Below are 14457 nucleotides of genomic sequence, written 5' to 3'. Positions count from 1 at the left end.
GGCCATTGGCGGCCAGAACCGTGGGCACCGTCTCCGTCTCCGGGTCAGCTGTACCAGCACCGGCTACCGGCAGCCGCTGCGGTCGGCGCTGGACCAGGCCGGTCGCTGACGCGGTGGCCGAGTCGGCTGAGGCTCCCGCCGCGCTGCGGCACACCGAGGAGGTCATGGGGACCGTCCTCTTCTTCGACATCCGCACCGGGGCCGCCGGTGCGGTACGCCAGGTCCTGCGGGGAGGCGATCGCGGACCTGCACCGGGCCGACGCGCTGTTCAGCACCTACCGCGAGGACAGGGATGTCGCGGTAGGCCCGCGGCGAGCTGACCGCGGACCGGTGTGCTTGGGAGGTGGCCGAGGCACTTGGTCCCGGTGACGGTGGCGGGCCCCCGGCTGACCTGGGTCCCCGGTTGACCTGGGTGGACTGCTGGACGACCGCGGCGTTCGCGACGGGATCGCGGGCCCGGCCGACGTGGTCTGAAGTCACTGCCCGGCGTGGCTGGAGTCACTTTCCGGCGTGGAGGCGCTGCTGTTCCCGGCGGGTGACGAGGTGCGCTGCGGCGGGGGTCGGCGGGGCGGCTCGGCGCGGCTCGGGCTGAGACGACAGCCCCGGATTCATATATTTTTTCACTTTCTTCCCGAAAAGCCATCTAACTCCTGTTCCGGGACGTATCCCAAGTGCTGCAAGTTTCAGGAGGAACGCCATGGCAATCTTCAGCCATCTCATGCCCGCCAGGCACCGCAACCACGGGAACGACACGTCCGAGAACGACGACCGCAGCGGCAACGGCGGGCGTCACGGACACGGTGACCGTGAGGGCCACGGCGACCACGGCGGCCGTCATGGTCACGGTGACCACAACGACAACAACCGGTACTGACCCCACACGAAGGCTGAGCGGACCGGAGAACCAACAACCCGGCCCGCTCGGCCGTCGATCCATGTCGATCCATGAGGAACACATGCCATGGCGTACGGCCTTCGGCGTCTGCTGACGGTGGGTGAGGCGTCGGACGCCGTGGTCGCGGCCCCGCCGCCGGTGGCGCCGCGCGAGGTGTTCCGGCGGTTCTGGCCGTACACCCGCGGGGGCCGCCGCTGGTTCGTTCCCGTGGTCCTCTTCAGCCTGATCGGCCCCGCCATCGACGCCGGGGAGATATGGCTTTTCAAGATCGTGGTGGACGACGTGCTCGTCCCCCGTGACCTCGGGCCACTGCTGTGGCTCGCTCCGACCTACCTGGGCCTCGTCGTCGGCTCCGGCGTTCTCGGCTTCGCCGACGACGTGACGTCCGCCTGGGTCAGCGAACGCTTCCTGCTCACCCTCCGCTCCGCCGTCTTCGGACACGTCCAGGGGCTGTCGCTCGGCTTCTTCGAACGCCGGCGGCTGGGGGACGTGCTCTCCCGGGTGACCGGTGACGTCGACTCGGTCGAGACGTTCCTGCTCTCGGGCGTGGCGGACGCCCTCTACTACGTGATCCAGCTGGGCGTCTTCCTCGGCCTGCTGTTCTACCTACAGTGGGACCTGACCCTCCTGGCCCTCGCCATCGTGCCGATGTTCTGGGGTGCGGCCCGGCACTTCTCCCGGCTGATCAAGAAGGCGTCCCGAGAACGCAGGCGACGCAGCGGTTCGATCAGCGCGATCGCCGAGGAGACGCTGGGCAATGTGGCCCTGGTGCAGGCGTACAACCGGCAGGAATGGGAGCAGCGCCGGTTCGGTGCGGAGAACCTCGGCCGGTTCCACGCGGTGATGGCCTCGGCGCGGATCCACGCCGTCTACCGACCCGTCGTGGAGATGATCGAGGTGTCGGGCGGCCTGGCGGTCATGGGCCTGGGCACCTGGAAGCTCGCCCAGGGGCAGCTCACACTGGGCGGGTTGCTGGTCTTCCTCGCGCTGATCGGCAAGCTCTACAGCCCGGTCCGCAACCTGTCGCGCCTCGGCACCACCTTCTACGCCGCTTCCGCCTCCGCCGAACGGATCATCGAACTGCTGGATGAGCGGCCGCAGGTCGTGCAGGCCGCGGGCGCCCGGCCGATCGGTCGCGCGCGGGGAGATGTGGAGTTCGACGGCGTCGGCTTCCGCTATCCCGGTACCTCGTCCTGGGCCCTGTCCGACGTGTCCTTGCAGGTCGCGGCCGGACAGACGCTGGCGCTGGTCGGGGCGAGCGGGGCGGGCAAGTCGACGGTGGCCAAGCTCCAGTTGCGCTTCTACGACCCCGACCTGGGAGCGGTTCGCCTCGACGGGACCGACCTGCGCGACCTGCGTCTGTCCGACGTGCGGGAGAACGTCGCGGTGGTCCTCCAGGAGACGCTCGTCTTCCAAGGCACGGTACGGGACAACATCGCCTACGGCCGGCCGGAGGCGACGCAGGCGCAGATCGTCGCGGCGGCGCGCGCGGCGGACGCGCACGACTTCATCGAACATCTGCCCCAGGGCTACGACACGATGGTCGGCCAGCGGGGCCGGACGCTCTCCGGCGGACAGTGCCAACGCCTGGCGATCGCCCGCGCGATGATCAGGGACGCGCCGGTGCTCCTCCTGGACGAACCGACCAGCGGGCTGGACGTCCGGTCGGGGCGGCGGATCATGGACCCGCTGCGGCGGCTCATGGCCGGGCGGACGACCATCGTGATCTCCCACAACCTGCTGACCGTCCGCGACGCCACGCACATCGCGGTGCTCGACCGCGGCCGGGTCGTCGAGTACGGCACCCACGAGGATCTGCTGCGGCGGGGCGGGGCGTACGCCCGGCTCCACCGGCTGAACGCCGCAAGCGGGTCCGCGGCCATGCGGCCGGTGCCGTCGTGAGGGCCTGTACCCCGCGGCCGCCCGCCGCCCTCGCACCGGGCGCGGAGCCGGCTCCGGGCTACGAGGTGCTGGCGCATCTGACGCGCACGGGCTGGCTGGACGTCTACGACGCCTGGAGCGTGGAACGGGCCTGCCGGTGCGTGATCAAGACCGTGCGGCCCGACCGCCGGGACGAGAAGCGGCTGCGCGAGCGCCTGCTGCGGGAGGGCGGGTGGTTGCGGGAGTTCACCCATCCGCATCTGACCCGGGCCTACGAGACCTTCGAGTCGCCCGAACCGCTCGTCGTGCTGGAGACGCTGACCGGTGAGACCCTCTCCCACCTCGTGCACCGGTTGCGGCGCCGGCCGGGCGCCGCCGACGTGGCGCTGCTCGGGGTCCAGCTGTGCTCCGCGATCCACTACCTGCACGGCCGGGGCCTGCTGCACCTGGACGTCAAGCCGTCCAATGTGGTGGTGGACTGCGGTCACGCGAAGGTGCTGGACCTGAGTGTCGCGCGGCCCCCCGGCCCCGCGCCCGCCGGGGTGGGCACGCGGGGCTACCTCGCTCCGGAGCAGGCCCGGGGAGGGCCTCTGACGGCCGCGGCCGACGTGTGGGGCATCGGCGTCACCTTGTTCGAGGTGGCGTGCGGTGACGTGCCATTCCCCCGCGACGACGACCACGCGAGGGCCGCGAGGGCCGCGAGGGCCGCGAACGGCGCGAACGGCGAGAACGGCGCGAACGGCGCGAACGGCGAGAACGGCGAGAACGGCGACGGGCCGAGTACCGGGCACGAGCGGCGTGAGGGGTGTGAGCGGTGTGACGGGGCCGGCGAGGGCACCGGCAGCACCGGCGGGTGGTACCCGCAGCTGAACCGGAGCGCCCCGCCGATCGGCTCCCGGCGGCGCCTGCCGTCCGCTGTGGCCGACGCCGTCGACGCCTGCTTGCGGGCCGATCCCTCGTCCCGACCCGCCGTCGACGATCTGGCCGCCGCTCTGCGGTCGGCACTGCCCGCTCCACCCCGCTGAGACGTGCTGAGACGTGCTGATGCCGTGGCGGACGGCGTCGGGCCTCAGTCCACCGGCGTCTCGACGTGGCCGACCTCCAGCCGGGACGTGGCGATGACGGTGCCGTCGGAGGAGGTCAGGCGGGCACCGGAGACCGCCGCGGTATCGACGGCGGCCGACGCACCCCAGTCGCCGCGACCGTCCCGCACGGCGAAGGCACCGACCCGGACGGTCGTGCCGTCCGCGTGCTCCAGGAGACAGACGACCCTGCCGCTGTACCGGGTGCCCCGGCCGTCGAGATCGACGGACACGAAGAGCCAGCCGGAGGTACCGGGACGGGCGTACACCTCACCGACGGGCTGCCCGCCGTCCGCGGCCGAGGTCAGGTCTCCGACCAGCATCGGCTCGCTCACGGAGGCGGCGGGGGGCGATGCGGTGACCTCCTGCACGGCGCTGCTGATCCCCCAGCCGGCGAGCCCGCAGGCGACCGCCGCGGCGGCCCCGGCCGACGCGAGCCGCAGCCGGACCCGGCGGCCGCGACCGCGTCGGCCGGTGGGCAGGTAGCCGGACGCGCGCGCAGGCGGGCGCGGCTCCTGTGCCGCGGCGTCCCGGGCCAGCGCGCGCCCCACCCGGGTCTCGAAGCCTGGGGGCGGCTCGCGGTCCGGCAGCAGCCCGATCAGCCCGTCGCCGACCAATGTCAGGTGCTCGACGTACTCCCGGCAGTCCGCGCAGCGGTCCAGGTGGGCGAACGCCTCGGCCCGCTCGCGGCCGGAGAGCACGCCCAAGGCCAGCTCTGCGCCGTGTTCCCGCAGCTTCTCGCAGTTCGCGTCACTGGACATGGTCGCCTCGGTTCGGAGACCCGAGTGTGGTCCGCAGCTTTGCCATCGCCGCCCGGATCCGTGTCTTGGCGGTGCCCAGCGGGATCTGCTCCAGGTCGGCGATCTGCTGGGCAGTCATTCCGTAGATCCCCGCCATCACCAGGGCACGGGCCTGCCCCCGGGGCAGCCGTGCCACGGCGGCCCGCAGCTGGGACGAGGCCTCATCGGCCAGCGCCCACCGCTCGGGGGTCTCGGTGACGGCGCCGACCAACGCGTCGAGATCTTCGGGTGCCACCGGCTCCGTCCGCCGCGCGCGGACGGCGTCGATGGCGAGGTTGTGCGCGATGGTCGTCAGCCAGGTCGTGACCGAGCCGCGGCGCGAGTCGTAGACCTGCGCGTGACGCCATGCGCGTTCGAACGTCTGCTGTGCGATGTCCTCGGCGATCTGCTGGTCGCCGATGACCGTCATGGCGACGCCGAATACCCTGTGCTGGAACCTCCGTACGAAGGCGACGGCGAGTTCCGGGTCGCCGGTGGCCAGCCCGGACAACAGAGCCTCGTCCGGGAGACGGCCCACGGGGAACCGGAAACCCGACACATCTCTGTATACGGCCGGCCGCCGCCCGGGGATTGCTCGCCGGCGGCGGAAGATCACATTCCCATTGTCCGCCGTATGCTCCGGGCCCGCACGCACGCACGCGCGTCAGTGCCCGTTCACGCGCCAGCCGTAGCAGATGGTCCGCCAGTGCCTGCCCGCCGTCCGGGTTCCGGCTGATCAGCACCAGGGTGTCGCCACCCGCGAAGCTGCTCAGGGTGTCGTGCCCCGCCGCCCGCTTGGAAACCGTCTTCGGTGCGACGATGTGGTCGAAGTCGGCCTTCACCGCCTCAGCGTCGAAGGGGGTGCCGTCGCTGAAGGTGACGCCGGAGGGCAGCGAGAAGGTGTACGTCAGTCCGTCGGACGACACCTTCCAGGAGTCGGCGAGGCAGGGCCGCACCGTGCCGTCCTCGTCGATGGCGATCAGGGACTCCAGAACCGGTCTCAGGAGCCGTCCGGTGATCGAGGTGGAGGCCGCGTGCGAGTCCCAGTTGTCCGGCTCGACGGCGGCGCCTTAGCGCAGGACGCCGCTGTCCTTCTTCGCCGACGGCGGAGTGGAGCCGGAGGAACACGCCGGGAGAGCGGCGGGGGCGAGAAGTGCGACGGCGCTGGCTGTCGGGGGACGACCGCGGAGGAAGGTACGCCTGCTCGGCATGGGTTGTGCCGGCGACACGGCCGCCGGCCGGCGCCCCCGGGCCGTGCACGGACGTCAGGCTCGTCGACCGTGGGCGACGCTTCAGAGCTTGAAGGGCCCTGCCGCTCGCAGCCCCCCTGCTCGTCCCCCTGGAAGGGCCCTGCCTGTAAAACAGGGGAGTGGTCCGGCCGGCCGGCCGGACCACTCGCGAAGGGGCCGGATCAGCCGGCCGTCGCCGTGGCGTCCGAAGGCGCCCGCTCCACCGCCGGGGCGTCGGAGCGCGAGGTGCGCAGGGCGACCAGGAGCGACACCGGGACGAACGTGGCACTGAGGGCGTAGGCGAGGCGGAAACCACCGGTCAGCGCGTCGCCCCGGTTCTTGTGCTCCCGCAGCGGCGAGGCCGTCCCGGAGGCGGCGACCGTGGCGAGGACGGCGGTGCCGATGGAGGCGCCGCTGCGCAACCTCGGACGCGACGGACTGATCGCGCGCACCGTGTACGCGGCCGTACCGGCAAAGGTCGAGTACCGGGCGACCGACATGGCCGTCGAGCTTCACGGCTGGCTCACGGCCCTCACCCAATGGGCCGAACGCCACCGCGAGGCCATCGTCGACTCCCGCGAGGCGTACAACCGCGAGCACGGCCGGCCCGCCGACCTCCGCTGACGGCGCGCACGCAGCCGGCGCCGCTTGCGAGGGGACGGGCGGGCCTCGGGCGGCCCGCCGCCTCTCCGACACCCGCGCACGTACACCGCTGGCCGCGAACCACGCACCCCGCGTCCTCTCCCACACCGCGACGCCCGGTCTGTGGCTCGTGCGGGACCTCTCCGTGCGCAGTCAGCGTCCGACACCCGCGCCCTCGCCTACCGGACCGCGCTCCACCTCGCCGCGAAGTGGCCGGTTTCGTCCCGGTCTGCGGGCCGACCGCGGCCCCTTGTGCGCGAATGCCGTCACATCAACGAATTGACCCTTCCGGCGGGTAGTCCCGGAGAGTCGCTCTCCTGCCCTTGATGTTCGGGGAGCCCATGCGGGAGATCAGCGCCGGGATGCAGCGGCGTCGCAACCCACGCGCACAGCCTTCGAGTCGTACGCCTTGTCGCGGGACGTCGGCCGTGCGCGCCCCGAAGGCGCGATGTCCTTCGGGGGGCGCGGCAGGGGTTCGGGTTCAGGCGTTGTAGCCGCCGTGGGCGTCCAGCACCGCGCCCGTGACGTACGACGCGGCGGGGCTCGCCATGAAGGCGATCGCCGCGGCGATTTCGTCGGGGTGCCCCATGCGTTGCAGGGACAGCGAGCTGACCAGGGCATTGAGGGTCTCGTGGTCCGGCGGTTGCATGCCCCCCTCCATCAGTCCGGCCTCCACGACGTTTGCCGTGATGTTCCGGGGCCCGAGGTCGCGCGCGACGCCCATGGTGTACCTCTCGATCCCGGACTTGGTCGCCGCGTAGTCGGCAAGGCCGGGGGCGCCGACCCGTGAGCCCAGTCCGGAACTCACCGTGATGATGCGGCCGCCCTCGCGCAGCACTCGGGAGGCGGCCCGGATGACGGCGATCACGCCGAGGTAGTTGGTGGCGTGCATCCGGTCCAGTGCGGCGGTGTCGGCGTCCGGGTCGTCCACCGTGCCAGCCACGGAGATCGCCGCGTTGTTGACCAGGATGTCCAGGCCGCCGAAGTGCGCGACCACGTCGTCGATCAGCGCCGGCGCCCGGCTCGTGTCTGCCTGGTCGGACTGGAAGGCGACGGCCTTGGCTCCCTTGCCGTGCACCTCGTCGACGACGGCCTGCGCCTGCTTCTCGGAGCTGACGTAGGTGAAGGCGACGTCGGCGCCCTGCTCGGCCAGCAGCCGTACGGTCGCGGCTCCCAGCCCACGCGACCCCCCGGTGACCAAGGCGACCTTGCCTATGAGTGGCTTGCTCATACTTCTCACCTCGTTGATTGACCGTTCCTGGCAGTCGCAACACTAATTGTTACGACAGACTGTTGCAACTTTCGCTGTTACGACTGCGTTGTCGTAACATAAAGCGTTGCGGCCGATAGGAGGGCTTCGTGAGCGCCAACAGCAGGTTGACCATTGCCGCCCACGCGCTGGCCTGGATCGGTCTCTATCAGCGCCAGGGCCATGAGGTCGCCACCTCCGAGCAGATCGCGACCAGCGCGAACACCAACCCCGTGGTGATCAGGCGGCTGCTCGGCGAGCTGCGCAGGGCCGGGCTCGTGGAGTCCCGGCGGGGCGTGGGCGCGGGCTGGTCGCTGGCGCGCGAGCTGGAGTCGATGACCCTGCTCGACGTGTACGAGGCAGTGGAACCCGGCCCGCTGTTCGCGATGCACCGCACCACCCCGGACCAGGGGTGCGTGGTGGGTTACGGCATCCAGCCGGCGATGCAGAGCATCTACGAGGGCATCGAGGAGACCCTGAGACACGAGCTGGCCCGCGTCACGCTCGAGAACGTACTCCGGGACGTACTCGCGGCACCTCGCTAAGGGCCTGTCCGACGGATCATGGGCAGAAGCCAGGAAAGTATGTGCAGGTCACCGGACGATATTCTGGGTGCGCTCCGTGGATGACTATGACAGTCTCCGTGCATGCCGATCGTTGACGTGTCCCCTGAGGTGTCTATCGCGTACGAGAGTTTCGGCGACCCTGGAGACCCGCCAGTCCTGCTGGTGATGGGTTTCGGCGCGCAGATGCTCGCCTGGCACGAGGACTTTTGCCGAGCACTGGCAGACCGCGGCCGTTACGTGATCCGGTACGACAACCGGGACTGCGGGCTGTCCGCCAAGTTCGACGATCATCCTGTGGACATGGGCAAGTTCATCGCCGCCGTCAGCTCGGGAGACATTCCCGCCGCCCTCGCCATGGTTCCCTATCGGCTTCTCGACATGGCGGGTGACGGCCTCGGCCTGCTCACCGCGCTCGGTATCGAACGCGCCCACGTGGTCGGTGCCTCGATGGGAGGGATGATCGCCCAGGTGATGGCCCTCTCCTGCCCGGAGCGGGTGCTGACCTTGACGTCGATGATGTCCTCGACCGGCGAGAGCGAATACGGCCAGTCCAGCCCGGAGGCCCAGGCGGTGCTGTTCAGTCCCAAGCCCGCGGACCGCGAGGGATACGTTGCGGCGGCGGAGCGGGAACTGGTGTGGGCCTCCAAGCGATACGGCGACGCCTCGGTGCTGCGTGAGCTGGCCGCCGCGAGCTACGACCGCGCCTACTACCCCGAGGGGATCGGGCGGCAGCTCGGCGCGATGATCCTCAGCGGTTCACGTGCGGATGCACTGCGTGAGCTGCGGGTGCCGACGCTGGTGATCCACGGCCTGGACGACACGCTGATCGACCCCAGCGGCGGGAAACGCACCGCGGAGCTGGTTCCCGGCGCCGAACTCCTGCTGGTCCCCGACATGGGCCACGATCGCCCGCGTGAACTCTGGCCCGAGCTCATCGATGCCGTGGTGACCCATACCGATTGAGCAAGCATGGCCAGAGCAGCATTGAGGGGAGATGCGGCTGCTCCGGTACTGGTGCCGGCCTCGAGTACGCCAGGTCTGTCCCAGATCATGGGCGCAGCCAGAGTCGAATCGAGGCGATGATGATGTTGCCGTGGAAGATGTAGGCACGCTTGTCGTACCTCGTGGCCACGGCCCTGCAGGTCTTGAGCGCATTGATCGTTCTCTCGACTTCGTTCCTCCTTTTGCAGATCGTTTTGTCGAAGCCCGCAGGCCGGCCGCCCCTGCTGCCGCGGCTCTGGCGGTTGGCCCGCTGGTTCTTCGGTTCGGGGATCGTGTGCTTGATCTGGCGTCGTCGCAGGTATCGGCGATTGCGGCGCGAGGAGTACGCCTTGTCACCGCCGAGACGGTCCGGTCGGGTGCGCGGACGTCCGCCGCCGGGACGGGCGACTGGGACACGTTCCATGATGGGGATGAACTGTGGGGCGTCGTCCCACTGGCCTGGCGTGATCAGCAGGGCCAGCGGGCGGCGTCCGCCTTCCCCAACGAGGTGGATCTTGCAGGTGAGGCCGCCCCGAGAGCGTCCGAGCCCCTCGTCGGAGCGGTGCTGCCGGGGCGTTGATCTTTTCCCGGCACCCGCGGGCGTCGCTTGCGGGCGCCGGCAGCGTGCTGGTGAGCCCGGCAGGAGGTGGAGTCCACGCTCACCATCGACCAGTCGATACGGCCCTCCGCGTCGGCGTCAGCCAGGACAGCGGCGAAGAGCCTGTCCCACGTGCCGTCCGCCGACCAGCGTCTGTGTCTCTCATACACGGTCTTCCACTTGCCGAAACGCGCAGGCAGATCCGGCCAGGGCACCCCCGTGCGATTCCGGTACAAGATCCCGTTGATGACCCTCCGATGGCTCACCCAACGACCGCCCCGCTTAGCGGACTTCGGTAGATGCGGCTTCAGCCGGGCCCATTCCTCGTTCGACAGATCTCCCCGCCTCACGGACAGGCCAACGAGCCAGGCCCGCGAAGGTCACATGATCCGTTGGACAGGCCCTAGCCTCCCCGCTACGCCTTGACATCACCGAGATCCCCATCGATGCCCAAGCCAGTGAATAGCCTGGCAACCAGTCACGCCAATGACGGTTGCGCCATCTCTCGCTCCAGGACCAGCTTGTCGGTTCGCACTCACCGTGACCAGGTGGCCTTCTAGGATCCAGTGCATGCTGAATCCCGAGCTGCTGGAACGGATCACCGCGCGGCGCGCGGAGCTGGACGAACTCGAAGAACAGCCGGCCAAGCAGCTGGCGGAGGCGCGGGCCGAGCGGGACGAGCTCGCCGTCGCAGAGCGGGTCCTTGAGCGGATGAGCGAACAGCCCGGGTGGGTGGGCACCACCACGTGATGGCGTGAGGCCAGGTGGTCGGCCGGGACTGCGATGCCGGCGGAACCGGGTCCACCATGCGGGGCGAGGACGGGGCTGCCCTCCTCGCCCCCATGGGCGTCGGGGCCCGGGCCGGGCCGTATCCGGACGGTGCGCTGACGAAGCACGGTCACCGATTTCCTCCGGTCGGGCGGGCGTGATCCCCCGGCTCGTCCTCATGGACGTCTGGTGAAGCGGTTGTCAGGGCCGGTCACCGGCCCGCGGGGCCGGTCGTGAAGAACTCGACCATCTGCTCCAGGCCGCGCGGACCGAACATCGTCTCCGAACTGGCGGCGGAGTCGGCGGCGGTTTCCTCGCTGCGCGGGAAGAGTGCCGTCTCGTAGGCGACGAGCGCGGCCTCGGTGTCGCCGGGGTGGGCGGCGAGGGCCAAGGCGAGTTCGGCGCCGTCGAGCATGGCTTGATTGGCTCCCTCGCCCGCGAACGGCGACATCAGGTGGGCGGCGTCACCCAGGAGCGTGACTCCCGGAACGCGGTCCCAGCGGTGCCCGACGGGCAGGGCGTGGATGCGCCGCGGAGTGATCGTCTCCGCGTCGGCCACCAAGCCGCGCAGGCTTTCGTCCCAGCCCTCGAAGTGGGCCAGGACCGCGGCCTTGGCGGCGGCGAGGTCGGTGAAGTCGATGGTGTCGAGCCAGCCCTCGTCGGTCTTCAGCGCGGTGTATACGTGCAGGCTGCCGTCGGTCTCCCGGTGCGCGAGGAAGCCGCGCTCGTCCCCGAGGCAGATCAAGAAGCCGCCGCCGACGACCGCGGTGCTGCGCGGGTGGCGGGTGTCGGCGTCGAGCAGGTCCGTTTCGACGAACGAGACGCCGGTGTAGCGGGGCTTCGCGTTCGACAGCAGCGGCCGCACGCGCGACCAGGCGCCGTCGGCGCCGACCAGGAGGCCGGTCGTGATGGCCGTGCCGTCGGTGAAGGTCACCTCGTGCCGGCCGTCGCCCAGTGGCCGGGCGCCGGTGACCTTGCGGCCCCAGTGGACCGTGCCATCGGGCAGGGAGTTCAGCAGTAGGGCGCGCAGGTCCCCGCGATCCACCTCGGGCCGGTCGCCAGAGCCGTCGTCCTGCGAGGACACGTACACGGTGCCGTCGGGGCCCAGCAGGCGCATCGCCTCACCGCCCTCATGGACGATCTTGAGGAAGTCGTCGTGGAGGCCGGCGGCGTGCAGCGCCTTCTGTCCGTTCTCGGCGTGGATGTCGAGCATTCCGCCCTGGGTGCGGGCCGACGCCGACGCCTCCAGTTCGAAGATCGCCGACTCGATGCCGTTGGCGTGCAGGACCCGGGCGGCCGTCAGGCCGCCGAGACCCCCGCCGATGATCGCGATGGGGATGTGGCTGGTGCTCATGGAGGGCTCCGAAGGAAGTGGGGATCTCCTGTGGGCAGGAGCGAGGACCGTGCGCGCTCGCGACCTGGGAGGCGAATGCGCCGGCTGCCGCCTCACCGTAGCGAACATGTTCGTAACGAACAAGTTCGCGACCGCTCGTAGATCGTTTACTCGCGTCGGCCATGGTGTCCGTGCGGGTCGACTGCCGCATGCAGCGCGAATGGTGTCCGTGTCGAGGTGCGCCGGCGTGCCCCTCAGCGGACGTGGCGTGAGAGGTGGCGACGAGTGAGAGTGACGCAACGGCGGACGCGGTCACGGGCGGCAAGGGAGCCAATGAGTCCGAAGGCGTTCACCACCGCCGCGACCAACCTGCTCGAACACGAAGACGTGGAGGCCGTCACCCCGCGCGGCTTGGCCCGCGAAGCGCAGACCGGGGCCGCCTCCCTGTGTCCCTACGTGCGTACCGTCCACGAACTGCACGCCATCCTCCCGTACCGGGTGCTCACCTCCGTGGACCCGCGCGCCCACCTCGCCGACCACCCGCGCGAGCGACCGGAAGCGGTCTGCTCGTCCTACCTGAACGTCCTCCCGCGCCACGCGGGCCTGGCGCGGCCGGCGGCAGGCGTCCTGCCCTACGGCTACGGCGCGATCGCGCGGACCGACACTTGATCGGCCACGCCCAGGACGTCTACGAGCAGACCGCCGCCGACCGCTTCCCCCACGTCGCAGCCCAGCGAACGGAACTGTTCTCCCCGCGCCGGGCTCGCTCGCATCACCTGGGGCCTCGACGTCGTCCCGTGCGGCATCGCATCCGCCCGAGAGCCGAAACCTGACCCCGCGGGAGACAGGAACCTGCGCAGGCGAACGTGTTCGGCTCGAACGCGTTCCAGCTAGAATTCCTGACATGCCGACTCCGCAAAGCCGCCGCGAGCGGCCCGCAAAGCCTGCCCTGACCCGTCAGGGCATCATCGACGCCGCCTTCCGGCTCATGGAGCAGGAAGGGCTCCAGCGCGTCACCATGCGCCGCCTCGCCCAGGCCCTCGACACCGGCCCGGCCTCCCTGTACGTGTACGTCACCAACACCGCCGAACTGCACGCCGCGATCCTCGACCGCCTGCTGGGCCGCGTCGACCTGACCACCGACCCCGGCGCCGACTGGCGTGAGCGCCTCATTGCCGTGCTCGCCAGCTACGAGGAGGTCCTGTTCGCCCACCCGGCACTCGCCCAGTCGGCCTTGACCGCGCGGGCCGCGGGCGAGAACTACCTCGCCCTGCTGGAGTCACTGCTCGCCCTGCTCGCCGAGGGCGGCGTCCCCGACCGCCAGGCAGCCTGGGGCGTCGACCTCCTGCTCCAGCGTTCCACCGCTTCCGCCGCCGAACACTCCGCCCAGCGCGAGGACTCCAACGCCGAGCGGGACTGGATCCAGCTACGCCAGGCACTGGTCACCGCGTCCCCCGACACGCTGCCTCACGTACGCGCCCAGGCCGGCAATCTCATCTCCGGCGCCCCCGCCGAGCGCCGCCGCTGGAGCATCGACACCCTCCTCAACGGCATCCTCGCCACCGATCCCCGCGTCCAGTAGCACCCACCTTGCGTTTGCGGGGAGTTTCAATTGTCGCCACGATCGCCGATTCCGTATCGGTTGGTCGTTGGTCTGGTTGTGCCGTTTGACTGATGCGCAGTGGGCGCGGATCGAGCCGTTGCTCCCGGACCGGACACCCAGGCGGGGTGGCCGCTGGCGAGACCATCGTGAGGTGATCGACGCAATCGCCCACAAGTACCAGACCGGCACGCAGTAGGTGCACCTGCCGGAGAAGTACGGCAACTGGCGGGGTGTCCACAACCGGCTGCGGATGTGGGCCGTCGATGGGACTTGGGAGCGGGTGTTCACCGCGCTGGTGGCCCAGACCGATGCGGACGAGGACCTCAACTGGGCCGTCTCGGTCGACTCCACGATCGTTCGGGCTCACCAGCACGCGGCCGGGGCCCGCAAAAGGGGGCCTCGGCCGACGAACCGGACCACCACGCCATTGGCCGCTCCCGCGGTGGACTGACCACAAGGTCCACCTCGCCGCCGATGCCCGCTGTCGGCCCCTCGCGTTCGTTCTCACCGCAGGCCAGGCCGATGATGTCCCCGCCTTCACCGACGTCATGGCCCGCCTACGCGTCCCCCGTCGTGGCGTCGGCGACATCGGCGAGGTGGTCGCCGGCGGGGTTTGGGAGTTCGCGTTTCTTGAGCGACGACCACGGCAGTTCCACCGAGTTGAGCTCGGGCGCGTAGGCAGGTAATCGCTCCAGGGCAGACGAGGCGCCCGGCCGGGCTCGGCGGCGTGGTAGCCGAGAGCCGCGGCCATCGCGGCGCGCTTCGTAGCACCGCGGTCGCGAAGTCCCGTCTTCCCGACATCGAGAAGCGAGTATCACCAGATGAGGACCGCCAACTACACCCTCTTCCCC

At 70.5% G+C, this 14457-nt stretch carries 15 protein-coding genes and 3 pseudogenes; 11 read left to right on the top strand and 7 right to left on the bottom strand.

The annotated features are described in order from the left end of the window. Positions 1 to 164 precede the first annotated feature (164 nt). The 4 genes and pseudogenes from ACIQVT_RS01675 to ACIQVT_RS01660 all read left to right on the top strand — a co-directional run. Positions 165 to 588: pseudogene (locus tag ACIQVT_RS01675) on the top strand (FAD:protein FMN transferase); the annotation flags it as partial. Between the two features lie 109 nt (positions 589 to 697). Further along, the gene (locus tag ACIQVT_RS01670) at positions 698 to 874 is read left to right on the top strand and encodes a hypothetical protein (RefSeq protein WP_403747960.1); all 177 of its coding nucleotides are present in this window, start codon (positions 698 to 700) and stop codon (positions 872 to 874) included. Between the two features lie 87 nt (positions 875 to 961). Next, a complete protein-coding gene (locus tag ACIQVT_RS01665) occupies positions 962 to 2797 on the top strand; it encodes an ABC transporter ATP-binding protein (RefSeq protein WP_403745848.1) in 1836 nt (611 codons plus the stop codon). Further along, complete coding sequence (locus ACIQVT_RS01660) at positions 2794 to 3801, top strand: serine/threonine-protein kinase (RefSeq protein ID WP_403745846.1); 1008 nt, start codon at positions 2794 to 2796, stop codon at positions 3799 to 3801. The genes ACIQVT_RS01665 and ACIQVT_RS01660 overlap by 4 nt, the downstream gene beginning before the upstream one ends. Before the next feature lie 44 nt (positions 3802 to 3845). Here the strand turns inward: ACIQVT_RS01660 and ACIQVT_RS01655 are convergent, their stop codons facing one another. The 4 genes and pseudogenes from ACIQVT_RS01655 to ACIQVT_RS01640 form a co-directional block, all read right to left on the bottom strand. After that, complete coding sequence (locus tag ACIQVT_RS01655; RefSeq protein WP_403745844.1) at positions 3846 to 4619, bottom strand: hypothetical protein; 774 nt, start codon at positions 4617 to 4619, stop codon at positions 3846 to 3848. Continuing rightward, positions 4609 to 5196, bottom strand: a complete 588-nt coding sequence (locus tag ACIQVT_RS01650; protein WP_403745842.1) for an RNA polymerase sigma factor — start codon at positions 5194 to 5196, stop codon at positions 4609 to 4611. The genes ACIQVT_RS01655 and ACIQVT_RS01650 overlap by 11 nt, the downstream gene beginning before the upstream one ends. A 232-nt stretch (positions 5197 to 5428) precedes the next feature. Then, positions 5429 to 5563 (bottom strand): annotated as a pseudogene (locus ACIQVT_RS01645) (ABC transporter substrate-binding protein); the annotation flags it as partial. Positions 5564 to 6048: 485 nt separating this feature from the next. Beyond that, positions 6049 to 6288, bottom strand: coding sequence for a hypothetical protein (locus ACIQVT_RS01640; RefSeq protein WP_403745841.1), 240 nt, complete (start codon positions 6286 to 6288; stop codon positions 6049 to 6051). Between ACIQVT_RS01640 and ACIQVT_RS01635 the strand changes: the two genes are divergently transcribed. Next, on the top strand, positions 6269 to 6490 hold the full coding sequence (locus ACIQVT_RS01635) for a winged helix-turn-helix transcriptional regulator (protein WP_403745839.1): 222 nt from the start codon (positions 6269 to 6271) through the stop codon (positions 6488 to 6490). The genes ACIQVT_RS01640 and ACIQVT_RS01635 overlap by 20 nt on opposite strands. A 499-nt stretch (positions 6491 to 6989) precedes the next feature. Here ACIQVT_RS01635 and ACIQVT_RS01630 read toward each other — a convergent pair whose 3' ends face one another. Further along, the gene (locus tag ACIQVT_RS01630; RefSeq protein WP_403745837.1) at positions 6990 to 7739 is read right to left on the bottom strand and encodes an SDR family NAD(P)-dependent oxidoreductase; all 750 of its coding nucleotides are present in this window, start codon (positions 7737 to 7739) and stop codon (positions 6990 to 6992) included. A 128-nt stretch (positions 7740 to 7867) separates the two neighbouring features. On the opposite strand from ACIQVT_RS01630, the gene ACIQVT_RS01625 reads away from it, so the two are divergent. Together ACIQVT_RS01625 and ACIQVT_RS01620 are read left to right on the top strand one after the other, a co-directional pair. After that, entirely contained in the window at positions 7868 to 8302 is a 435-nt protein-coding gene (locus tag ACIQVT_RS01625; protein WP_310874837.1) for an Rrf2 family transcriptional regulator, read from the top strand. A gap of 102 nt (positions 8303 to 8404) precedes the next feature. Then, a complete protein-coding gene (locus tag ACIQVT_RS01620) occupies positions 8405 to 9286 on the top strand; it encodes an alpha/beta fold hydrolase (protein ID WP_403745835.1) in 882 nt (293 codons plus the stop codon). Between the two features lie 85 nt (positions 9287 to 9371). Here ACIQVT_RS01620 and ACIQVT_RS01615 read toward each other — a convergent pair. Continuing rightward, a protein-coding gene (locus ACIQVT_RS01615) for an IS5 family transposase (RefSeq protein ID WP_403745833.1) occupies positions 9372 to 10252 on the bottom strand; the annotation gives its coding sequence in 2 pieces (ribosomal slippage) (positions 9372 to 9892 and positions 9892 to 10252; 882 coding nt in all). A gap of 220 nt (positions 10253 to 10472) precedes the next feature. On the opposite strand from ACIQVT_RS01615, the gene ACIQVT_RS01610 reads away from it, so the two are divergent. After that, on the top strand, positions 10473 to 10652 hold the full coding sequence (locus ACIQVT_RS01610; RefSeq protein ID WP_403745831.1) for a hypothetical protein: 180 nt from the start codon (positions 10473 to 10475) through the stop codon (positions 10650 to 10652). Between the two features lie 229 nt (positions 10653 to 10881). Here ACIQVT_RS01610 and ACIQVT_RS01605 read toward each other — a convergent pair whose 3' ends face one another. After that, positions 10882 to 12024: an FAD-dependent oxidoreductase gene (locus tag ACIQVT_RS01605; RefSeq protein ID WP_403745830.1), complete on the bottom strand. Its 1143-nt coding sequence runs from the start codon at positions 12022 to 12024 to the stop codon at positions 10882 to 10884. A 312-nt stretch (positions 12025 to 12336) separates the two neighbouring features. On the opposite strand from ACIQVT_RS01605, the gene ACIQVT_RS01600 reads away from it, so the two are divergent. From ACIQVT_RS01600 to ACIQVT_RS01590, 3 genes and pseudogenes are all read left to right on the top strand, one after another. Next, complete coding sequence (locus ACIQVT_RS01600) at positions 12337 to 12672, top strand: hypothetical protein (RefSeq protein ID WP_403745829.1); 336 nt, start codon at positions 12337 to 12339, stop codon at positions 12670 to 12672. Between the two features lie 235 nt (positions 12673 to 12907). Next, positions 12908 to 13585: a TetR/AcrR family transcriptional regulator gene (locus ACIQVT_RS01595; RefSeq protein ID WP_403745828.1), complete on the top strand. Its 678-nt coding sequence runs from the start codon at positions 12908 to 12910 to the stop codon at positions 13583 to 13585. A gap of 67 nt (positions 13586 to 13652) precedes the next feature. Next, a pseudogene (locus tag ACIQVT_RS01590) lies at positions 13653 to 14190 on the top strand (IS5 family transposase); the annotation flags it as partial. Positions 14191 to 14457 lie beyond the last annotated feature (267 nt).

The sequence above is a fragment of the Streptomyces sp. NPDC100445 genome (genome assembly GCF_044759735.1).
Lineage (GTDB): Bacteria > Actinomycetota > Actinomycetes > Streptomycetales > Streptomycetaceae > Streptomyces.
The sequence above is the reverse complement of the archived record's forward strand: the minus strand, read 5'-3'. Positions and strand labels throughout refer to the sequence as shown.